Annotated in this window: 21 protein-coding genes; 9 read left to right on the forward strand and 12 right to left on the reverse strand. The window is 47.7% G+C overall.

Annotation, left to right across the window (positions count from 1 at the left end):
* Position 1: 1 nt before the first annotated feature.
* The 5 genes from ahr to VM802_RS20730 form a co-directional block, all read right to left on the reverse strand.
* Positions 2-1024 carry an NADPH-dependent aldehyde reductase Ahr gene (ahr, locus tag VM802_RS20710; RefSeq protein WP_325534100.1) on the reverse strand — a complete coding sequence of 341 codons (1023 nt, stop codon included), beginning with the start codon at positions 1022-1024 and terminating at the stop codon, positions 2-4.
* A gap of 81 nt (positions 1025-1105) precedes the next feature.
* Positions 1106-1993 carry a helix-turn-helix domain-containing protein gene (locus VM802_RS20715; protein ID WP_325534102.1) on the reverse strand — a complete coding sequence of 296 codons (888 nt, stop codon included), beginning with the start codon at positions 1991-1993 and terminating at the stop codon, positions 1106-1108.
* 28 nt (positions 1994-2021) lie between these two features.
* Positions 2022-3308: a sensor histidine kinase gene (locus VM802_RS20720; protein ID WP_325534104.1), complete on the reverse strand. Its 1287-nt coding sequence runs from the start codon at positions 3306-3308 to the stop codon at positions 2022-2024.
* Between the two features lie 48 nt (positions 3309-3356).
* Entirely contained in the window at positions 3357-4937 is a 1581-nt protein-coding gene (locus tag VM802_RS20725; protein WP_325534106.1) for a Na+/H+ antiporter, read from the reverse strand.
* 123 nt (positions 4938-5060) lie between these two features.
* A complete protein-coding gene (locus VM802_RS20730) occupies positions 5061-7775 on the reverse strand; it encodes a ferritin-like domain-containing protein (protein WP_325534108.1) in 2715 nt (904 codons plus the stop codon).
* A gap of 441 nt (positions 7776-8216) precedes the next feature.
* Here VM802_RS20730 and VM802_RS20735 point away from each other — a divergent pair, with 441 nt between their 5' ends.
* Complete coding sequence (locus VM802_RS20735; RefSeq protein WP_325534110.1) at positions 8217-8762, forward strand: RNA polymerase sigma factor; 546 nt, start codon at positions 8217-8219, stop codon at positions 8760-8762.
* 392 nt (positions 8763-9154) lie between these two features.
* On the opposite strand, the gene VM802_RS20740 is transcribed toward VM802_RS20735, so the two are convergent.
* Complete coding sequence (locus VM802_RS20740) at positions 9155-10768, reverse strand: Ig-like domain-containing protein (RefSeq protein WP_325534112.1); 1614 nt, start codon at positions 10766-10768, stop codon at positions 9155-9157.
* Between the two features lie 189 nt (positions 10769-10957).
* Between VM802_RS20740 and VM802_RS20745 the strand changes: the two genes are divergently transcribed.
* The 6 genes from VM802_RS20745 (at position 10958) to VM802_RS20770 (ending at position 16672) form a co-directional block, all read left to right on the forward strand.
* Entirely contained in the window at positions 10958-11329 is a 372-nt protein-coding gene (locus VM802_RS20745; protein ID WP_325534114.1) for a winged helix-turn-helix transcriptional regulator, read from the forward strand.
* 65 nt (positions 11330-11394) lie between these two features.
* A complete protein-coding gene (locus VM802_RS20750) occupies positions 11395-12024 on the forward strand; it encodes a DUF2306 domain-containing protein (RefSeq protein ID WP_325534115.1) in 630 nt (209 codons plus the stop codon).
* 58 nt (positions 12025-12082) lie between these two features.
* A complete protein-coding gene (locus VM802_RS20755; RefSeq protein ID WP_325534116.1) occupies positions 12083-12856 on the forward strand; it encodes a hypothetical protein in 774 nt (257 codons plus the stop codon).
* A 41-nt stretch (positions 12857-12897) separates the two neighbouring features.
* Entirely contained in the window at positions 12898-13641 is a 744-nt protein-coding gene (locus tag VM802_RS20760) for a DUF4241 domain-containing protein (protein ID WP_325534118.1), read from the forward strand.
* A gap of 210 nt (positions 13642-13851) precedes the next feature.
* Entirely contained in the window at positions 13852-14235 is a 384-nt protein-coding gene (locus VM802_RS20765) for a hypothetical protein (protein WP_325534120.1), read from the forward strand.
* Between the two features lie 832 nt (positions 14236-15067).
* Positions 15068-16672: a glycoside hydrolase family 71/99-like protein gene (locus VM802_RS20770; protein ID WP_325534122.1), complete on the forward strand. Its 1605-nt coding sequence runs from the start codon at positions 15068-15070 to the stop codon at positions 16670-16672.
* An 80-nt stretch (positions 16673-16752) separates the two neighbouring features.
* Here the strand turns inward: VM802_RS20770 and VM802_RS20775 are convergent, their stop codons facing one another.
* Positions 16753-17151 carry a nuclear transport factor 2 family protein gene (locus VM802_RS20775; protein ID WP_325534124.1) on the reverse strand — a complete coding sequence of 133 codons (399 nt, stop codon included), beginning with the start codon at positions 17149-17151 and terminating at the stop codon, positions 16753-16755.
* Positions 17152-17265: 114 nt separating this feature from the next.
* On the opposite strand from VM802_RS20775, the gene VM802_RS20780 reads away from it, so the two are divergent.
* The gene (locus tag VM802_RS20780) at positions 17266-17847 is read left to right on the forward strand and encodes a Crp/Fnr family transcriptional regulator (protein WP_325534126.1); all 582 of its coding nucleotides are present in this window, start codon (positions 17266-17268) and stop codon (positions 17845-17847) included.
* A 3-nt stretch (positions 17848-17850) separates the two neighbouring features.
* Here VM802_RS20780 and VM802_RS20785 read toward each other — a convergent pair whose 3' ends face one another.
* From VM802_RS20785 to VM802_RS20805, 5 genes are all read right to left on the reverse strand, one after another.
* The gene (locus tag VM802_RS20785) at positions 17851-18468 is read right to left on the reverse strand and encodes an alpha/beta hydrolase (protein ID WP_325534128.1); all 618 of its coding nucleotides are present in this window, start codon (positions 18466-18468) and stop codon (positions 17851-17853) included.
* 8 nt (positions 18469-18476) lie between these two features.
* Positions 18477-19415 (reverse strand): ring-cleaving dioxygenase, encoded by a 939-nt coding sequence (locus VM802_RS20790; protein ID WP_325534130.1) that lies wholly within the window; start codon positions 19413-19415, stop codon positions 18477-18479.
* 20 nt (positions 19416-19435) lie between these two features.
* Positions 19436-19744, reverse strand: a complete 309-nt coding sequence (locus VM802_RS20795) for a hypothetical protein (RefSeq protein ID WP_325534132.1) — start codon at positions 19742-19744, stop codon at positions 19436-19438.
* An 18-nt stretch (positions 19745-19762) separates the two neighbouring features.
* Positions 19763-20473 carry a pirin family protein gene (locus VM802_RS20800; protein WP_325534134.1) on the reverse strand — a complete coding sequence of 237 codons (711 nt, stop codon included), beginning with the start codon at positions 20471-20473 and terminating at the stop codon, positions 19763-19765.
* A gap of 149 nt (positions 20474-20622) precedes the next feature.
* Positions 20623-21630: an alpha/beta hydrolase gene (locus VM802_RS20805; protein WP_325534136.1), complete on the reverse strand. Its 1008-nt coding sequence runs from the start codon at positions 21628-21630 to the stop codon at positions 20623-20625.
* Positions 21631-21819: 189 nt separating this feature from the next.
* Between VM802_RS20805 and VM802_RS20810 the strand changes: the two genes are divergently transcribed.
* On the forward strand, positions 21820-22803 hold the full coding sequence (locus VM802_RS20810) for a hypothetical protein (protein ID WP_325534138.1): 984 nt from the start codon (positions 21820-21822) through the stop codon (positions 22801-22803).
* The last annotated feature ends 3 nt before the right edge of the window (positions 22804-22806 follow it).

Consider the following 22806-nt stretch of genomic DNA (forward strand, 5'->3'; position numbering starts at 1 on the left):
CTCACCCCCGGTTGTCTTCGTTCTTTAGCACTATCCTGTACCTCGCTTTTCCTTCTTCCAGATGCCTGATGGCATCATTCACCTGCCCCATCGGAAATTCTTCAACCGTCGGATAGATTTGATGTCTCACACAAAAGTCCAGCATCGTTCTGATCAAAGCGGGGCTGCCACCCGGACTGCCGCCTACCGACTTCTGTCCATTGATCAGACTAAGCGTTGGCACTGGTATCGGCTCAGTGACGATGCCCACTGTATGCAGCTTGCCTTTAGGTGCAAGACAATCCAGGTATGTATTCCAATCCAGCGGCACATTGACGGTGCTTAAAATAAAATCCAGTTGCCCCTGTACCTCTTTCAATGCATCTGTATCAGTAGAATCCACCACCCTGGTAGCCCCCATACTAATAATCTCGTCGTGCTTGGACTTGTTGGAACTGAAGCCCACCACTTCACAGCCCCAATGTTTGAGAAAGCGGATGGCCAGATGCCCGAGGCCGCCGATCCCAATCACACCTACCCTGTCTGTAGGCTTTACGCCATCCGCAACGATGGCATTGAAAACAGTCATGCCACCGCAGAGCAACGGCCCCGCTTTAGCGAGATCAGTTGACTCCGGCAACGGGATCACCCATGACCAGTGGCTTCGCACAATGTCAGCAAAACCACCGTGACGCCCCACCTGCGTCTGTTCAATGTCAGTACACAACTGGTGGTTGCCACTCATACAATGACGGCAATGCATACACGAAGCAGAGAACCAGCTCAGTCCTACCTTATCGCCCACCTTTACACCTTTTACTTCGCTTCCTGTACTGATCACTTCACCCACAATCTCGTGACCAGGCACCATGGGGTACTGCGACCAGCCCCAGTCGTTGTTGATCATACTCAGGTCAGAATGGCACAAACCACAGTACGCAACTTTAATATCCACCTGTTCCTTTCCTGTTGCTGGTAGCTCATATATAAATTTCTCCAGCCTGCCGCCGGGTTTCAGGGCCGCATAAGCGTTTACTTTCATCATAAAAAATCATTTTATACAGGCACAAAATTACCCGTCCCGCAAACGGCGCAGGTAATCGCATCAAACTAAAAAGTACAAAAATCAAATAACGCCCATTCTAATCTGCCGGGGTGAATACCCTGTTCTCTTTTTGAAGAAGTTGTAGAAATAGTTGGGATACTCAAAGCCAAGGCCAGAGGCAACATGCGCAATAGGCCAGTCGGTATGACGCAGCAACGCCTTTGCTTCTGCCAGCAACCTGTCGGAGATATGCATAGAAGTAGGCCTTCCGGTGACTTCCTTTACCGCATGGTTCAGGTGATTGACATGCACAGATAATACTTTCGCATAGTCGCCGGCAGTCTTCAGTTGTAGCGAGCGTTCCGGAGAATCAATCGGAAATTGCCTTTCGAGCATTTCAAAAAAAAGCGCAGTAATGCGTCCGGATGCATGTTGATGCTTTATCGGGAAGGTGTCGCGCTCCATTTTCAACGCCTCGTGGATGATGAGGTGAAGATGGCTGCGGAGCAGATCATATTTGTAAATATAGTCCGACTGGATTTCCTTATACATCCTGCTGAAAATATCGTGTATGTATTGCAGTTGTACCTTATCAGGAAAATATACCGGATAAATACCGGTTCTGAAGAGTGGCGAATGCCGGAGGCTTTCCTCCCGGTTACTGTCCCTCAGAAATTCTTTTTTGAACAAGCAGAAGAAACCCGGCTGCTCCGGCGATACCGGGCTCCAGGCGTAGGGTACATGTGGGTTATAGAAGATCAGTGCAGGACGGTTAACCTCAATCACCTGACCATGCCAGCTCAACCTGCTGGTTCCTTTCATCAGCGCGATCTTATAAAAATCCCTCCTGTTATATATCATCGGTTCTGTGCACAATCCCTCGCTCTCAAACACATTGAACAGACTGGTAGACGCAGGTATAATCCCCTTATGGTTAAAATAATCTTCGGCCGTTTCAATTTTCTTCATTCTCCAAAGGTAAGAAAATCAAAGAATGCTATTCATCCTCATCTGCCACCGGTAAAGTGATAATCAACACTGTACCTTCACCCGCCACGCTTTCCACACTGATTCCTCCACGGTTCTGTTGTGCAAAATCTTTACAGAGCAGCATCCCCAGGCCCGTCCCCCATTCCCCGCGTGTACCGTTAGACTGGCTCGGAATCCCTGCCAGCAACGCATTCAGTTGCTCCGCAGTCATACCGATCCCTTTATCTTCCACATGGATAGATACCTTATCTGTATCAGGTATAGCCTTGATACTAATGCTGTCGCCGGGATGACTGAACTTAATGGCGTTGTTGAAAATATTCCGCAGGATAACGGAAACCTGGTCCCTGTCTGCATACAGATATATATCTATCGGTACTTCCACGGACAGGCCAATCTGTTTCTGCTGCATGAGCAACTGGCAGAACGACAGCACCTCCTGCACCAGCGGCGCCAGCGCAAATGCCGCAGGGCGCCAGCGTATACCTCGGATGTTACGGGAACTCCAACGCAGCACATTATCCAACGAACCTCCCAGCTCTGCCACCTTCAGGTATAACGCCTCAGTAGCAGCTTTCATCTCCGCTTCGGGATACTCGCCCTTCCTGTACATATCCAGCAATACTTCCAGCGTAGCCAAAGGGCTGCGTATGTCGTGGGCCACCACAGAGAAAAGCTTTTCCTGGTCCCGGTTGAGGACGGCCAGCTCCTTTCGCTGCTGCTCTATCTGCTGCTGGTAGTCGGACTGTATAAATTTAAAATAGCTGAGCGCCACAATAATAAACGACAAGGAAACTCCCACATTGCTCCAAACCCGCTCCTGTGGCGCCGGCTGAGCCAGATGCCATTGCTGTGGGAAAAAGATGATCAGCATAAAAGCCGCTATCACCATTACACTGAGCCCGGTGATGATCCATATATTATCATATACCAGGATACTGAGGATAAGGATATTGAGCAGAAAATACTCCGCTCCGTTATGGAAATATACCCCGGTAAACGTATACAGCACCACACTGAAGAAAATCATGATGACCCTGGCGCCATAATACATACGGTAATAGTGCATCAGCAACACCGCAACATTCATAAGGGTGGTAGTCAGATTGAGCGCGGCCAGCAGATAGCGGTGCTGACTGGTGTTCAGTATGGCATAGAAAAACATACAAGGTATGCAGGGCAACGCCAGCAGATTGAGCAGTTTCGTACGCCTTACTTCGATAAAAGACATATCAGGGGATACTCCCACATCGACAATATATCTCCAGTATCGTAAGGCAAGGTCTCTGAACATGTCCGCAAAGATACAAAACCGGTTTTTTTTCGGGGGGGTGTTTTACCCTTACATCGCCTTCAGCTTCTCTTCCTCCAGATCTATCAGGTGCAGGTATTTCCTGATCACATCCTCGTCGAAATGCTCGTCTGTCCTGTTTTTGTTCAGCAACCATAACCTTTGCTGATTCAGAATATCCATGTAGGCAGCGCGGCCGGCGGGAGGTATTACCGGGTCAGCGTCTTCGTTGCTCTTCTCTTTCCATTTGGCGGCCAGCTGTTGTAAGAGCATGTGCTCCTGAAGCTCCGCACTGTAGTTGGTAGTAAGGTGATCCAGTGCTTTTCTTGAAATCTCCTTGCTGATGAGATTTTCAGCCTCTTCTTCCGGTGGATAATCGTCGAACGCGGGCAGCTTTATCCTTTCGATCAGGTAAGGAAGGGTCAGACCCTGCAAAACCAGGGTGGTCAGTATCACAATGAAGGTAATGAACAGGATCAGGTTACGCTGGGGAAAGTTGATGCCATTGTCCAGCTGAACCGGGATGGATAAAGCCGCCGCAAGTGACACCACGCCACGCATACCTGTCCAGCCCATTATAACCGGCACTCTCAGCCCCGGGTTTCGTGCATCCGCTACCGTTATAAAGTTGCGGGCTATCAGCGTTACAATCACAGCGCCGTAAGTTGATATGATCCTCGCCACTATCAGTACCCCGGTAATCAACAACCCATAGCCCACCGCCGAAGCAGTACTGATACCTTCACTCCTGAGACCTGCAGTGATCTCCGGCAGGTCAAGTCCTATCAGCATGAAAACAAGGCCATTCAATACAAATACAATGCTCTCCCATACATTCACCCCATGCAATCGCGAAATGGTACCCAGGAAGTGATGCCGCCTGTTCGACAACAACAAACCTCCGCTTACTACGGCCAGCACACCGGAGCTGTGCGCCTCTTCAGCCGCTATATACATCACATAAGGTGTAACCAGCGTGAGAATAATATCCATATTTACATCAGTAGGCAGATATTTATGGAGCTTCATAAACGCCATTCCTACCAGCAATCCGATGCCCACGCCTCCTACCAGCATCCAGACAAAACTAAACGCCGCCTGGTACCAGATGAATTGCCCCGTTGCCAACGCAATCATAGCAAAGCGGAAAATAATAAGCGATGAAGCATCATTCAGCAGGCTTTCCCCCTCCAGTATGGATGACATCCGTTTCGGTACCTTTACAAACTTCAGAATAGCACCGGCACTCACGGCATCCGGCGGCGAAACGATCCCCCCCAGCAGAAAACCCAGTACCAGAGAGAACCCAGGAATGAACCTATTGGCCACAAACGCTACCGACATGGCTGTAAAGAAAACCACTACAAAAGCAAAGCTGCCTATAATACGCCGCCAGCGCCATAACTCCTTCCAGGATATGGCCCACGCCGCTTCATATAAAAGAGGTGGCAGGAAGATCACAAATATCAGTTCCGGATCTATATGCATCACAGGGATGCCGGGAATAAAGCTGATCAGCAGGCCAGCCACAACAAGTAATACGGGGTACGCCACCTTGATTTTATTGCTCAGCATAATGAGCAACACGATAGCAACGATCAGGGTCAGATAAAATGGAAAGTGATCCAGCATTAATTTTTTATGCCAAGATACGGAAGTGTTGGTAGAGAAGGAAGAGAGACAAAATATGATGCTATTATATCCTACGTTTTAATAGCAGGCTCCCCATGTAACGGGGAGCCTGCATAAATATAATCAGTACACGTATGGCAGCTGGAATGTCGGTCCGGCTGTGGTGCCGTCATTCTTGCCGGAAGGAGTTTGCATCAGCCTCCGTGCCTGTACATCAATGGAGTACATCGAGCCGATCGCTTCATTCAGGTGATCCGGATTTCCGTTGAACGTTTCATGCAACCCGTTTAGCAACGCCTGATAGCTACGGGTAAATTCATTGGAATAGAAATCTGCCTGGGAGCCTTTCGGATAATCCATTGGTTGCGGATCATCCACCACAGGATATACACCGGCTGGATCAAACGGGATGACATCTCCGGTATACGAGAACTCACCATCATGCTCTACAAGCCGGTGACCGGCAACGATCTCTGAAAACTTATAATAGTGCGCCAGGTCGCCCTGTCCGGTCATAGGGTCATCGCTCTTCTTACCCTCGCCCTGGTCAAGAATCTCATCAATCGCCTTGAGCGCATCATCAAGAGAGCCGATCGTATACAACGTACCCATGCCACTCCACTTGCTAACCTGTTTGTCAATATTGCCGAAAGTGATCTGGTTTGAATCAGACAATACTTTCAATGCTTTCTTGACCTCCCCATAAAACCAGCCGATGGTATACAGGTGCTGATCAGGTGCAAACGATGCCTGCGACGCCCTGAAGCGTTCCAATACAGCACCTTCCGGCTCCTCGATCGCCATAAAGCAATCGCGTATCTGCTCAATGGAACAACGGCGCAGTCTTACCGTAAGCCCCGGGCACAACCCGCCGGGTAACGAGCCCGGATACTTGGGCACAAAGCGGTTATGGTTAATATTGGGACTTCCCCCGATAGAGATCATGATATTGGCTACCAGCGCCATGTGCAACATCTCTTCTACTGCCACACTGCGTATAAGGCCGGCCACTTCTGTATTACAGCCCTGCCTGATACTATACAGTGCATAGAGATACGGCGGAATAGTAGAATGTTCCAGCTCAATAGCCGTCTGCAAGGCCCGCAACAGATCCTCTTTGGAATCGAGGTCCATATATACCGGGTTGTCCAGCCACTTGAGTATCATCGCCTGCTTACCTCCGGATAGATCGCGGGTAACAGGCATATAGTTGGGGCTGGTAATATCTGCACTGAATACATTCTTCAGGATATTGATGCGCTGCTTTACACTGCCATAATCGCTGAGATCTACAATAGGCTTCATCACAGGGTACAGATCTGCATACTGCTGGAAGATGGGCTGCACATGCTCTACCCAGTTGGGAACGTCTGGCATCTTATACTTGTCGTACACATGGAAATTCAGCAGCATGTTGCCGTTCTGTGTGGCGCCGATAGGCGGAGGTGTCGGGCCCAGCTGATAATCCAGGCAGTACAGCTGGCCATCAATATACTTCCTGGGATTACCGGGATCATCAGCGCCGATAGAAAGTACCACGGTGCCATCTGCTCCTGTGGTAATGCTCTTCTCAACCTTCAGGGCAGAGGTAGGCTCTCCCACTATACGCGGGCCTGGTAACGGCCCCTGCGTAACCTGCCCCAGAAGAACGGTTGGATCAAAGATCAGCGAGATCTGCGCACTAGCCAATGGTTTACCATACTGGGTCGCATAAAATTTTGTGGACGCAGTTTCGCCGGGGTACATGCGGAAAACAAATTTATCCGCCCTTACGAAAGTAGCATCTGGACTTTCCGACAACAACGTAGATTGTATACCTGGTATGGGAGAGTCTGTGCAAACGCACAAGGGGTTGGATGATACAAGTGTTAACTGCTCCGGTGTAAGTGCAAAGGAGATGAGGCCGGAATTATTTTTATACCAGTCGCAGTCTTCATATCTCAACTCATTAACGATCTTCAACCCTGTGCTGGTAGCTGCACACAGGCGAAGGTTGCCTACGTTGGCAAGCGGGCCGCCAACAGCAGCTGTAGGCAAACTATTGCCCAGATCTATGTGCAGGATATTATTCTTATCTATGAGGCAGTAAGCATTATTCAATGCAGGCTGTGCACCCGGAATAGCGGCCAGCAAACGGCCCGCCACAAAATAGTCCGGGTCGCTGGATGTCTGCTGCCCGATAGTGCCCACAACACGGCCCAGCGTGAAGCCCGGTTTGGTTGAATCATCCTGGAAACCATCCACATTGAATTTGATGCTCAGAATGTTTTCTCTGGTATCCGGATCTTTGATCGTCACCGAATCCAGCTCTTTCAGGAAACGCGACTCTCCCATATTATGCCATGATTTCACCCTCAGTACACTTTGCCAGTAAGCGCCGAAGAAGCTATCTGCCTGACCGGGCGGATAACGGACAAAGATATCGCCGAAGGGCGCCACCTGGAAATCACTTTTAAAACCCGTTTGCGCCGGGCTCCCTAAAATCACCTGGAATCCCCATAACTCCGATACCATCTGCTGTTCCGGATCAAGGTCCACAATCTTACCCTCCGCGCGGCTATCTGCCCCTGTTAACGGCATACCTATAACAGGATCGATAGCAGGGTCATCACACCACGTACCATCCAGGTAATATACCCTCTGCACCGTACATTCGTAAAAGCGCCATGCGCCTGTACCTCCGGGGTTCCACCAGCCATTCGACGCACCCGGTCCGGGAAGATCAAAACTACTCTGGAATGTTTTCGTATTGAAATGATAAGGATCATTATTGACCGTGGAAGGGTCAGCCTGAAAACGGCCAGAGAACTGTAAACGGGGGAATTGCAGATAACTCATAACTAAATGTTCGTTAGTTTTATGGAGAAATAAATAAAACAAAAAGAGGCAGGGAGACGCTATGCTGGCATCCCGGAGTTATATGATCAATATGCATTAGTGTGGCTTCTCAGAACAGTCATGCGACAGTTCTCCGATCTTTTCAATGACAATAAACCAGTGCTAAAAAAACGCGAGCTTTAGGGTTCATAGTTGCATCAGTTATTCCGAGAATCAATTCTTACTATGGTTATTAGCTTCCTTCTTCAACTGTACATAAAAATAGGGGATATTTTGAAATTATCGGCATCCTATTTCAAATTACGGGAAATTTCCCCTCTTCATCATTAGACATCCTATCTGCTGACAAACTCTTCATCAACAACGGCAAAAATAAATTTTTACCTTGCGGGTGATAATCGCCTCCTTTTGTAATAAAGGATAGATAAACTATAATCGACAATGCCGAAAGCTATAGACCCAAACCTGATCATCAGACTAAAAGACGGGGATAACACATCTTATGAAGACCTGTACCAACATTGCTTTCCCGCCGTTGCCGGTTTCATCCGGCAGAACAACGGCAATGACCACGATGCAGCAGACATCTTCCAGGAGGCTGTGATTGTACTGCTGCATAAAATAAAACAGCCCGGCTTTGTCTTAACGTCCTCCGTTAAAACCTATCTGTTTGCCGTCTCAAAAAACCTTTGGCTCCGGAAATTAAGAGATGATAAGTATGAGTATTGTGACAATGACAAAATGCTGATGACCTGTGAACATCACACGGATGAAACACATACAGAGGGGCAGTACGAACAGCTGAAAGACTGGTTTAAAAGGATCACAGCACAATGCCAGCAAGTGCTGAAAGCGCTGTTCTTCATGCAGGAACCAATGGAAACACTGATGCACCGGATGGGCTGGAAGAACAAACATACTGCCTCCAATCAGAAGTACAAATGCCTGCAACAGATCGAAAAAATAAAAAGAAAGGAAGGCTGTTAACCTTCCTCTCCTTCCTTAAAAAACTTCATCGCCAGCAGACCATACCCCAAAGCCGCTCCCGGTCTTACCGCCGCCGCGATCATAATAGTTTCAGCCAGCTCCGCCCCGCTTACCCCCAGTTGTTTCGCTCAAAATCCAGCCATGCCTTACCTGGTAATGGCGCGCCTTTTAAAACATCTTCCGCAAATTTTTTGTCCGAACTTTCTGCATACTTTCCCATAGTTTACCGGCTTTGTTATTAATAAATGTAACCACGTCTTACGCGGCGATGGCATGTCTGCTGAAATGTCTCCTGCATTTTTTTTGTCTGAGCTTTCTGCATAATTTTCCATGGCTTAACTGTTTATTATTAATACCGGTAAACAGTTATTATCACCCGGTACTACCGGGATTTATTTTTGCAAAGGACTGATCACAATACTGCCACTGATAGTATTCGGGTTACCGGATACATGTATCTGCACAACGTAAGTGCCCGCCGGGATAGACGGCGGCAGCTTTATCACATTGCGTGCCGTAATTACAGAACGGTGCACTGACCGGCCACTCAGGTCATTGATGGTAAACCATGCGCCGGACAAATCCTTCGGATATACAACCCGTATCAAACCTGTTGCTGGATTGGGATAAAAAGTAATGGCCGTTTTTGCGGCAGATGTCCTCAGGCTGTTGCTTACTACGATCACCACCCTTGTTCTGCTACTCACACAACCATCCACTACCGATTCCACATAGTAATAATATGTACCTGCTGTTGTAAAAGATACAGACAAATTACTGCCGGTGTAAATCAATGTTCCACCCGTGGCTGCCGTATACCACCGGAAGGTAGCACCGGCCGGCGAAACAGCCCTGACCGTATCGCTGGCGCCGATGATCAGGAACAGCGTATCTCTGTCCAGTACGGGCGGGATACGCGGTGTCACCTGCACCTTGACCGCTATACGTTTCGGATATTCGCAGGACCCTTTTGCAGTTACATAGTAGCTCGTGGTAATGGCAGGGGCTACACGAAAATCAGGTCCCGTATACAGCAATGTGCCGCCGGTTGGGGCGCTATACCACAAAATCGAATACAGCGCATTCGGCGTAACCTGAACAGCATGCAGCACTGCCGTATCCCCCTGACAGATATGCACGCTGTCCACATCCACCCGTGGCAGCACGGAAGTACTTCCTGCAAAGTACGAATGGTGTGTGGAGTCAGACAGACACCCCCTGACCGTATCCACAGCCTGCACATAAATATCGCCCTGCGAACCTGCGAAGTTGGCATAATAGGGCAGCCGGATGCTATCCCCTGCTGCTGTATAGGACGTATCCTGTATCAGGTTGGAAAAAGCAGTGTAGATAATGCGTACATTATATCTTACATAAGGCTGATGATTTTGTATAATGATATAAGGCGCACCACATACCATTCCTTCAGGAGGCAGATACAGCGGGTTATCCGGACTTCTCTTTCTAAAAGCATAATACACCCTGAAGCCAGTCAGCAGGCCAACAAGCGAGCTGCTCAACCTGATCTTCACGCGGTCAAACTGCTGCTGCGGATGCAATAATACTTCTGCGCGGGTATTACATTGCAAAAGACGTAATACCGACGAATCAACCACATGCGCATCATTATTGGCAGTGGCGCCGTTGTAAGTCTCCACGGTAACGCCGCCAAACAAACTGGCCGATAGCAACGCATTACCGCTGCCAATACCTATCACCAGCGAATCGCAGCCGGCTGCGCTACCAGAGGGAAAGATCAGCGTCTGCTCCACACTGGTGCCTAAAATGCCCGCCGTGATGTTGAAAGTGGAGTAATCATCCAGGGAGGTATTGTTGACCGGATTACCAGGGCTGCTGACGCCACACAGCAGGCATACACCATTGACCTGATGGGTTTCGCTGCTGGCATAGGTTTTCTGGGCAGCAACGATAACCGGATTCAGTAAACAAACAAGCGGAATAACAGCCGTAATAATTCCCACGACTGCTTTAAGTTTTTTTTTCATACAGGATAGTTATTGATGAGGGGTATCGGAAAAGTAGTACTGATAATATTACAAGCGTTGTTCACCGTCGGTCTCTAAAATTATTACACGTAGCAGCACGTTTAACAGCAGTAAATCAAAATCATTTGTCATAGTTTTTGTACATTGCCCACCTTTAAGTAGCAGATCAACCTATAAAGTAACTGTACCATGCTGACATACGAACGTAAAATACCGCTCGACCTCAATTGTGGCATCACCGTGTTCATGAAAGTGCTGGGCGCCAAATGGAAGCCCTGCATCATTGAAGCCATCTACAGAGGATACCGCCGCCCCACCGAAATCCACCAGGCTATCAAAGAGGCAACGCCGAGAGTGCTGGACATGCAGCTCCGCGAACTGGAAGCTATCGGCGCCGTGGAAAAACAGGTGCAGCCAGGATTCCCGCTCCGCGCAGATTATACGCTGACAAACCTTGGACTCTCGCTCGTACCGATTATCCAGTCGATGGACAAATGGGGCAACCAATACGGCGAACAGGTAAAAGACGTCACCGCTAACGTCGGCGCCTATACCGAATAATTTTTCGGTTATTGACTATCGCCTTTCTGATACGGAATTTTGTGCCCGACAAATCCGTATAGCACATGAATAAGATTACTACTGACAGGCCGTTTACATCAAAAGACATCCTTTATATTTTCATCTGGCTGGGCATTCTGTTCATCACCTGGACATTCATGCACGGCGCTGATAAATACCTGGAACTTACGCCGGAAGCACTGGGGAAATACCTGCCGGTGAAATGGTTCCTGCTCCTGCATATCACCTCCGGTGGCGGCGCACTGGTACTAGGCCCCCTTAATTTCTGGAAAAGATTGCAGTACAATACCAAACTCCATCGTGTGGTTGGCTACCTGTATCTGCTCGCCATACTATGCAGCAGCCTATGTGCAATAGTGCTGGCTTCCACCACCGCTTATGCTATTAACTGGGCTTATGCCTTTTCATTACAGGTATGGGTGTCTGTGTGGATCACAGCTACCTTCATAGCCTGGTGGCTGGCTGTAAAAAGAAAGTTTAAACAACATAAAGACTGGATGATCAGAAGCTATCTCATTACGCTGGCATTCGTGGTATCAGGGTTATTGCTGAAAACACCTATGGTAGCTGGTCTGGGCAACTTCGAAGATATAAGCCCTACTTTCTTCTGGCTGGGATGGTCCCTTCCGCTGTATGTATACGAGCTGATCAAAGCTGTAAAGCTGAAATCATAGCTTCACAAAACAATCAGGTATTTTGTATATTCGTCGGAATCAGAAGACAAAATACTATATGAAAGCGTACGCATTATTATTTTCTTTGCTCCTGTCTTTTTCAGGTTATGCCCAGAATACGATCAACAGCTACAAGTATGTGCTGGTGCCCGAAAAGTATAACTTCTTCCGGGAAGACAATCAGTATGGTCTGAACACCCTCACCAGATCGCTGCTGGAAGAGAAAGGATTTACAGTGTTCTATCCTACTGAGGCATTGCCGAAAGACCTGGCGGACAACAGATGCAATGCGCTGCAGGCAGATGTATTGCAGAAAAAGGGATTATTTGTCACCAATCTTACACTCGTATTAAAAGATTGCCAGGGCAATATTGTTTTCAAAAGTAAAGAAGGAAAAAGCAGGGAGAAAGAATTTGTTGTTTCGTATAATGAAGCACTGAGAGACGCCTTCACTTCGCTGAAAGACGTGCCTTATTCATACGATGGTTCAACACACGGACAAACACAGCAGCCCGTAATTGCCGCAGCAGCTCCTGCACCAACGCCCACACCCGCCCCTGCCGCTACGCCGTCGCCAGCGCCAACACCTGCTGTTGCAGAGGCAAAGGAAGTTGCCGGAACGTTGTATGCACAGGCAACTGCCAATGGTTATCAGTTGATAGATACCACACCTAAAAAGGTACTGACCATGCTCAAAACTTCAGTACAGGATTATTTCATTGCTGATAACGGCGCTTCTCATGGTATTGTACTGAAGCGGAACGGCGACTGGTATTTTGAATATTACAAAGACAACAAACTGGTTGCTGAAAAACTGCTGATCAAGTTCTGATAACCGGATGCTAATATTTACACGCTAACTAAAGAAAACAAATGGCTCCTGATCAACAATGGCTGGAACAGTACACCAGTCAGAAACACAAACTGGCACCGCCATATAACCTGGAAACATATTTTGAAGTAAATGAAATTGCCGGCGTACCCATGCGCCGGTTTTCTGTTGGAGAAGTATCTGTCCCTACCGGCTGGATACTTGTCCGCGATCCGCTGGCGTGGCTCAGACGCGACGACCGCCCTTACCTCACACAAGTGCCGCAGGGCAATTTCACCGTAACCATCGCAGCAGCCATCCCTGATGGCGACAGCCCCCGGTACGCTTCCGTGAAAGTCGGTTTCACCGGTAAGCGAAGCGTCAGACAAGAAGAAGCACTGTTGGGTATTGAAGACCTGAGCAATCTTGCAGAAGGCGAATTCTTCGGTTTCAATGTAGATGCTGGCCTTGCAGCTATTGCCGACAAACAGGTGCGGGACGCCTATTGCGATTTCAAGGACCGCTTCCACCAGGAACATCCGGAAGGTAACATCTACGATGACTATTTTGCGGCCCTGTTCGATGCAAGCTACCAGCAGCATCCGGGGATGCAGCGCTCAGGCGGCGACTGGATCTCATGGACTATCCCGGGAACAGACTATAAGATGCCTATCTTCGCTACTGGCTTTGGAGACGGCGCTTATCCCGTTTATTACGGCTACGATGACAACGATGAAATATGCGCACTGTTTATTCACTTCATCGATGTAGCCCTGGCTTATGGCGAAGTAGAAGAGGAAGAATAACAAACGAATAAATTATAAAGGAAAGGGGATAAAGCGATGCTGCTTTATCCCCTTTCCTTTTCTCTCTTTTGACCTTTAGTGAACTTTTTACTACCGGTGCTGAACTTTCGCCCGGTACCCCATCCCTACTGATGATCAGCTGCAGCATGAAGCAGGTATTTTATACCCGCAGCGCTGCTATCAGAATGAATCCCCTAAAATTATCATCTTATGAAACTAAAGTTAAGTCTGCTTTTACTCCCAATCCTGTTTATGCTGTCTTCCTTCAGGAGCGACACATCCTCCGCCTTCGGCAAAAAAAATTTCGACCTATGGATTAAGGACCAAAACGGGAAAAGCCATCACATCCACGGCTGGATAGAATATACCTTGCTTCCGCCAGGTATCTCCCACGGGGATGTATGGTATGATGGCGACCACATTGTATGGAAAGCTACCGTTCCAAACCCACGTGGTATACCCGACTATATAATCGATATTGAATCCAAAACACCTGAACTTGTACCGTTGCAACTTATTTACGACACGATGGTAGAGCAAATCCCCGATGGCGCTTTGAACAAAAACCAGAGGTTTCAGTTTCTCCCGCTATAACTGTCTTTTGCGACTGTTGATTTTTATAGAAAAACCCTCACTTAACGTGAGGGTTCCTTTTTATATGAATGATCATCACACCCCTCTGCAAATAAGACCAATTACAGTAATGAATATGTAAACGGCTACTAAAAAATGAAATGGCTTCATTTTGCTGATTTGTGAGCGCAGATACTCTTTCATAAACATTTGTTTCTTGTACCACTGCCAATACGGGTGCCGGGATCAACAAAACAACGTAACAGAATATAAATGAGATAGTTAGATATTCTCCCACATTGCTACACCGGAATGACGCCATCCATTTCTGCAGGGTACATTTCATTTTTGGCAAATCCGTTAAGATCAAAACGTGGCATTTACTTGAAAACTTGACAGTCATCCAACAGTGTGTGCTCACCCGCAAAACCCACGCCAGTAGCACATTTGGCTCATCCCGGGTTCACCTTAAGTACACATCAGGTCCGCATCAAGTCCACGTATGCTCCGCATTTCCTTCGATATTACGGTACTATACATTCTATTTTACTATACTATGGCTGTATATCAAGGACTAACACCACCCATTTCAATTCCAGGGAAAAAATTGGTTTTAAACGCCCCCTCCGGCTCCAGCGTACCAAAATAAGTCAGCACTCATCATATTCCATCGATATTCTTCTTCTAAGTTTTTCTCCTTAGAAAAATGAGTGTCAGTGCATAAAAGAATTCCCTCCTTCTTTTTTTTCGATATTCCAGCGATACAGCAAACCCGTCTCCATCAATAGCTGTAATTTACCTTTGCAGAGATCTCTCATTATTTCACGTTATTCTTCCACTAAAACCCTTCCGTATGAAACCAGTAACCCTCCTGGCCATCTGCTGCACCCTATTGCTCATGGCCTGTCAGAAAACGCCGCAGCCGGTAACCGCACTTTCACCCAATGCCGCCCACACGGAACTTCAGTCAAAAGCGGCCGCCGTATTCAAAAGTACTAACAAGAAAATCTTCATCCACTGGATACCCTGGTTTGAAACACCCGCCAGTAAAGGCGCCTGGGGCTATCACTGGAAAATGAACACACAGAATCCGGATATTATCGTCAATGGAAAACGGCAGATCGCAGCATGGTATTACCCGCAGACAGGCCCCTACGCTTCTTCCGATCCGGATATCATTGAATACCAACTCTTGCTGATGAAGTATGCCGGCGCCGACGGCGTGTTCATCGACTGGCCCGGCACCCGCCAGCGGTACGATTATCCTGACAACCTGTTTAACTCCAATGCGCTCATCAATAAGCTCGACGCTGCAGGGTTACAATTCGCCATTGTACATGAAGATCGCAACTGGGACGCTGGCATGACTTCCGGTGGTCATGACGATTTCGTTTACATGCAAAACAATTACTTCAGCAGGTCCAATTATTTCCGCGTGAACAACACACCGGTAGTGCTTAATTTCGGGCCTATCACTTTTCACCAGTCATCAGAGTGGGATCAGATACTGAATGGTATCAATCCACGTCCTAAAGTATGGCGGCTATTCGGCTTCACTAATCAGGTAGGCACTAACAACGCCGGTGGCGAATACCCGTGGATCTACCAGGATCATCCCGGGGTGGTGGACAACTACTACTCGCAGCTATCCAGGTTTCCTACACCCATCGGTGTAGTATATCCGGGCTTCCATACTTTCTACGCAGCCGGAAATGCCGATGGCCCCAACTGGCAGATACCCTATAACGGTACCGGCGTATTCTCACTGATGATAGACAAGGCCCTGCAATCAAGTGTTCCCATCATTCAATTTGCCACCTGGAATGACTACGGAGAAGGTACCATGATAGAACCTACACAGGAGTTTGGCTACGGTTTTCTCACCGTGATGCAACAAAAGCTGGGCGTGCCTTACGGCCAGCATGAACTGGATCTGGTATATCGCCTGTACAAAGCACGGAAACAGTTCAGCGGTAACAACAATGCGCAGCAGCAACTGAACCAGGTGTTCAGCTATCTCGCCAACCTGCAGGTAAGCCAGGCAGAGACACTGCTAAACCAGGCAGATGGCGGCAGCGGCAACAATGGTGTGTATATTAAAAACAAATGGCTCAGCACCTACCTGTATGAAGAAAACGGACAGGTGAAATATAGCAGCAACAACAACGGCAATCAATACAAATGGATACAGGAACAGATGAACGGGCATACCCGCTTCAGGAACCTGGCTACCGGCCATTATATGAACATCGAGAACAGGCTGAGTTATGTAGAGTGCACAGCTGTTCCCAATACCTTCTATAGCAGTTACTGGGTGTTGGAAAACTACAATGGCGCCACACGTTTGAAGAATGAATGGCAAAACACTTATCTCAACCTGGAAAATCAGAGCGGAACAGCACAATGCACAGCTGTGCCGGGTTTCTTTGAAAGCAGTCAGTGGATACTGCAACCATAATTTCAAACAGTAAGCGGGATGATGCAATACACTATAACGTATTGTATCATCCCGCCTGTACCTGTTCCCATACCAGGTACCTATCTGAAGGCCTCACCGGCAACGTAAGTGTCAAAGAATTCCTGGAACTTTACTATCTTATTATTTTCAATCACTGCGAGGTGAACGAAATCCGATTCGTAGATCTTCCCTGTTTTAACGGCTTTGCATTTCATATAGCCAACAACCGCCACGGAATCCTGATCCGAAAGGAATCTCTTCGGCGACAGGATGAGAATTTCCTCCGCATTCCTGCCAATATTCAGCCATTCCAGAAAACCAGCATGTCCCCTTCTCGTTCCCCCGGCAGGGTTATAGGGATTTTCCGGCTCTCCCCATTCAATATCTTCACTCATTAACGCCATCATTCCAGCTATATCTTTCCTGGAAAAAGCCTCATATAGCTGGCCCACTATTCCGATGTTAGCCTGATTATTCATCTATTATCTTTTTTGACCATACAAGGTAATACATTTCTTCACAACATACCGCTCATCTGCTACACGATAAGGATGGTCCGGCTGCATATCGTTATTTTAGCTACTTTAGCCATTATGTTTGAACAGATTGACAAATTTGCAGACCGCTGTATTTCCCTGACTCCTGAAGAAAGAGAGCTGTTTCACTCCATGCTCAAGTTCAGGCGGGTAAGGAAGCGCACGTATCTGCTCCAGGAAGGGGAAGTATGTGACTTCGAGGCGTATATTATTAAAGGTTGTATCCGTACTTATTATCTGAGTGATGATGGAACGGAGACTATTTTGTCTTTTGCAATTGAAGACTGGTGGGTGAGCGATCTGTATAGCTTTACAGAACAGACGCCTTCCAATATGTTTATTGAATCACTGGAAGACTGCGAACTGCTGGTCATCGATCATAAAAGTAAAATTGCGCTTTTCGAAAAGATACCCAAATTTGAAACCCTCTTCCGACTGCTGGTGCAACGTTCGCTCTTCGCATTGCAAAAGCGTTTCCACAGCCTCGTTTCACAAACAGCAGAACAACGTTACAAAGCTTTTATTGAAAAGTATCCCCAGATAGTACAACGGGTTCCGCAAAACCAGATTGCACGCTACCTGGGGGTATCTCCTGAATTTCTGAGCAAGGTGCGTAATACCTTACAGAAGAAAAAGTAAGCCTTAGCTGAAAACAAGCTGGTTGGCCAGGTTGATCTCTTCCTGTATAATGGTATGCCCCATGTTGTCGTAAATCTTTTCAGTAACGTCAGCGCCCATACGTTTCAGGATGCCGGTGGTATCGTGAACGCGCTGTACCGGCACATGAAAATCGGGATTACTGCTTCCCAGGAAAACCGGCATGCCGTTAAAGTCGCCGCGATAGTTTTCTTTATAAAGCCGATCGCCGATAAGCCCACCGGTAAACGCTACTGCTCCACCATATTTCATTGCATGCCTCGCAATAAATTCCAGCATCAGGCAGGCGCCCTGCGAAAAGCCCAGGAAGCGGATATTTTCAGACGCTATGCCTGCAGCCACTACCCTGTCCACCGTTTTTGCTATCAGTTCCAGCGCAGATGACAACCAGGGTTCATTTTGCGCAGGAGGCGCCAGAAAAGACTGCGGATACCAGGTATGATTGGTAGCCTGTGGTGCCAATAACGTATAGTCTTTCACGTTAAGGTATCCGGTAATTGACAATATATCTTCTGCCGAAGCTCCCCTGCCATGTATCATGATCAATGCCTTTTCAGCATCCTGCAACTCCTTTCCTCTTATCAGAATATTCTCCTTGTGCATAAAAGTTTTTATATGATTAATGAAGGCAGTTCTTTCTCTATTTCCGTGCGTACGGACTCATACTGTTTGGGCAATTTCAGGTTGCTGCCCAGCTGTGCCAGCGGCTCATCTACCGTAAACCCCGGATTATCAGTGGCTATTTCAAACAGCACACCACCTGGTTCACGGAAGTATAAAGAGAAGAAATAATCACGATCGATTTTAGGTGTGATATGCAATCCCTTGCTGGCTATCTTCTCGTGAAACTCCATTTGTATGTTGTCATTGGCAACGCGGAAAGCCACGTGGTGATTAGTACCTCCGGCATTCTCACCGCGCTGTTGATCCGGTAGCTCCAGCAAATCTATGACGTTTGCAGTTTCTACGGCATCTGTTATAAACCGGTAACGGTTACCTTCCTGTGCCTGCAGCCTGTATCCGAAAATATCTGTCAGGATTTTGGCAGTTGGCTCAATCTGCCGGAGCGACAACGTTGTACTGTGAAATCCTTTAGTGGCCACCGCTTCTTTTACATCATCGGTCGTCCATACAGTACGGTTGTCCGGTTGTTTTGGTACAAGCAGGCTTAAATTCAGACCATCGGGATCTGTGAAGGAAAGAAAGGTTTCTCCAAACCTTTCCGCAGTTTCATTAAATGGCACCTGGTGCTGTTGAAAGCGTTCCTGCCAGGAATCCAGGCTTCCCTCAGGTACTGCATAGGTGATTTCTGTAGCCATGCCGGTACCGGTGCGGCCCTGCCTGATACCTTCCCAGGGGAAGAATGTAAGGATAGTGCCTGGTGTACCGGTTTCATTGCCAAAATAAAAATGATAGGTGCCGGGGTCATCAAAATTGACGGTTCTTTTAACCATTCTGAGGCCCAGTACTTTTGTATAAAAATCGTAATTACGTTGTGCGTTGCCGGCAATCGCAGTAATGTGATGCAGGCCCAGTATCTGTTGGTTCATATGTCAGTTTTTTAAGAAGTTTATTTATTCAGGGCGGTGCGGATCTCGCTTTCCAGCAGCCCGCTGCCGCCTCCAAAGTGTCGTATTACTTTGGTGTCCGTATTTATTGTCTTCGCAGTTCTTCTGAAATATTCCTCATCTTCCGGAGATACACCTGCGCACAGCAATATAACATCCAGCTCCCGCTCTTTCAGGTTGTTGACTGCGTCCTCCCTGGATAACGCCACAGCGCCGTTCCAGTAGTTGTGGCTGTTGATCAGCCGGAGAACTACATCCATGATAGGCTGATTGTAGCCTATTGCGAGTATATTAATATTCAGCTCATCCATGATGATTGCATTGATTGGTTATTGTATGTTCATCGGCACTTCCATCAACAGCAGTGTTGCCCCCTGCTCCAGCGACCTGATAGTAATCTGCATTGTGTCCTGGATACCCAGACCATCTCTGGTTGATAACATCTGCCCATCTATCCCGAAGTTGCCATTGATCACAAAAGCATAAACCCCGTTGCCTTCTCTATGGACCTGGTATTCCAGCTGCGCGTCTTTCGTGAAAGTGCCTTTACTGAACCAGGTATCCTTACGGATAGCAAGGTTGCCCGGCGCGATAAACTCGTACAAAGTATTCTCTTGCGACGTTACAGGCAGGTTCGCCTGTATATACCGGGGAGCGGTATTCAGCTCTTCCGGGAAAACCCATATCTGCAGAAACTTTGCGGTCTGGTCTTCACTGTTGTTATATTCACTGTGAAATAAGCCTGAGCCGGCGTGCATTACCTGGATCTGTCCGGCCGCCACCACTCCTTTGTTGCCAGCGCTGTCTTCATGCCGCAAGGCGCCTTCCAGCGGGATACTAATGATCTCCATATTATCATGGGGATGCGTACCAAAGCCTCTTCCACCGGCCAGTGTATCATCATTGAGTACTCTGAGCGCACCAAATCCCATACGCTTGGGATTGTAGTAATCCGCGAAGCTGAATGTCTTCCTGCTGTCCAGCCAGTCAAGATGATCATGGCCGCGGGTCTCTGCTTTATGAAGTGTGTATTGTGACATATCTGAAACATTTACAGTACAAAGTTCTGATGAAATACACCTGCCCCCGATGAACTACGTTAAGAAAGCGGGTTAATCTATGTTAAGAAATCGGGGCGGCAAACCAACCCGGACAAATCCAGACGGCTACCCAAAAAATGAAAACTGTATTACAAGGAAAGTGCTTTCTTCAATTCAGCTCCGGCAAACAGTAAGGCGCTGCGGGTACCAGGTACGGTTGCCAGGGGATTGAGCAATCCCCAGTCGTGGATCATGCCGTTGAAGCGGATGGCAGTAACCGGTACGCCCGCTTCATTCAGCTTACGTGCATAGGCTTCTCCTTCATCTCTCAACACATCATTTTCAGCGGTGAGTACCAATGCAGGTGGTAACCCTTTCAACTGTTCATGGGTAGCCTGCAGCGGTGAGGCATAGATCTGCCTGCGTGCCGCAGCATCCGTTGTATAATTGTCCCAGAACCACTTCATCATATTCCTGGTCAGGAATCTTCCGGTAGCGAACTGTTGATAGGACGCATTATCGAAATCGGCATCCGTAACAGGCCACAGGAGCACCTGTAATTGAATCATCGGACTGTTATGCTCTTTTGCTTTCAACGCAGTCACCGCTGCCATGTTACCCCCTACACTGTTGCCCACCACTGCCAGTCTTTTACCATCAATCCCAATTTCAAGGCCATGCGCTGCCACCCACTGTGTAGCTGCATAGGCCTGGTTGATGGCAACAGGATACTGCGCCTCAGGCGACGGTGTATAATTAACAAAAACCGCAGCAGCGCCGGAAGCTACCACGAGATCGCGCACCAGTCGCTGATGTGTTGGAAAATCTCCCAGTACCCATCCGCCTCCATGAAAAAACATAAAGCCTGGTAAAATGCCGGTCTGCCCGGAAGGCTTTACAATATGGAGTTGTACGGTTTCGCCTGCGTGTGTGATCGTCTTTGTGGTCACATCAATACCGGAAAGATCTACAGTTACAGACGACTGCGCACCCGTAAGCACGGCCCGCGCATCCACTGGCGGCAATTCCTCCAATGGCTTACCTGATCCGGCATTCAGCTCATTGAGAAACACTTTGGTATTGCTTTCTATCAGGGGATCGATAGCCGGGTCAACAGGAATGGTGGCAGTTGTCAGGTTTATTGCTAAGTTCTCCATAGTCTGGTTTTTATTGGTTAGTGTTGAATGTTTTATTTTGATGTTTTACAACACAAATTTCAGCAGAAGGAGAACGAGGGCCGATAATCTACATTAAGAAATACAGTTAATCCAGGTTAAGATTTTTCGAAAGAGAAGTGTTCCGGGAATATTTATATTTTGCATCCCATATCAATAACACATCCATCAATGTTCAACACACTTGCAAGCCTCGCAGGACTAAGGATTGACGACAACCGGGTCGTGGAGTTTCTGAAAGACAACGGATTTAAATACCCGGCAAAGCCGTTCATTTCCAACCGCGCATCAGATACCTCTTACTGGGTACAAAACAAAAAACTCGGCATAGATCTGCTGTTTCAGGCGAAGAACTATCTGACCCGGTACCCGTTGATCCCCGGAAACAAAAAAGGAATCTTCGTCCCCGTATTGAATAGCGCCAGGTGGTATAACAATAAATCCAATACCATCTTCCCTGAAGACCTGGATTTCAGCCACAGCTTTGAAGCCCTGAAAACCAAACTGGGAGAACCCACCATGAAGAGCAGCGATATTTCGCCCATTTGGCTGAACGACGATGGAACCGAAAGCTTTTACAGATGGAAGAAGACGCTCGACCATGAAAGAGAACTCGTCTGGGGCTTGCAGTTCGACGATGACCATACCATCAGGGAATTTACATTGGGTCTGCAATACCGGAATCCGCTCTTTCATATGTATGATGAATGGGAGTACGAAGATTTTGAGGATTTTATGGGGAGCAAAGGTTTTTATAGAACAGCCCATCTGATGTTCCTGCAGTGGGCCATAGATCGGGACCTCATAAAAACAGGCCATATCAGTGCAGCACAGGTTAAAACAGGCGCAGCACCCGTTACTGCCTGGATACAGTGCCTTAACAGGGGATATATTTTAGCAGAAGATTTCACATCAGAAGAAGCATTCATCCGTGCCTATATTAATAACCTGAGCGGGCATGACATCCTTTATACGCAAGATGTAGCTTTCGCATTTTTAACCGATGATGCACTAAAGCAGAACTATTTCAGCGAAGAGGCCACCACACAGCTGAATACCATTACATATAATGAAGAGAACTATGCAATCGTGAAATCTATCATCGATCAGCGGCTTACTGAATATAAAAGCCATCAGTTCAAAAACAGCAAATAACAC

This window comes from Chitinophaga sp. (assembly GCF_035538455.1).
GTDB lineage: Bacteria > Bacteroidota > Bacteroidia > Chitinophagales > Chitinophagaceae > Chitinophaga.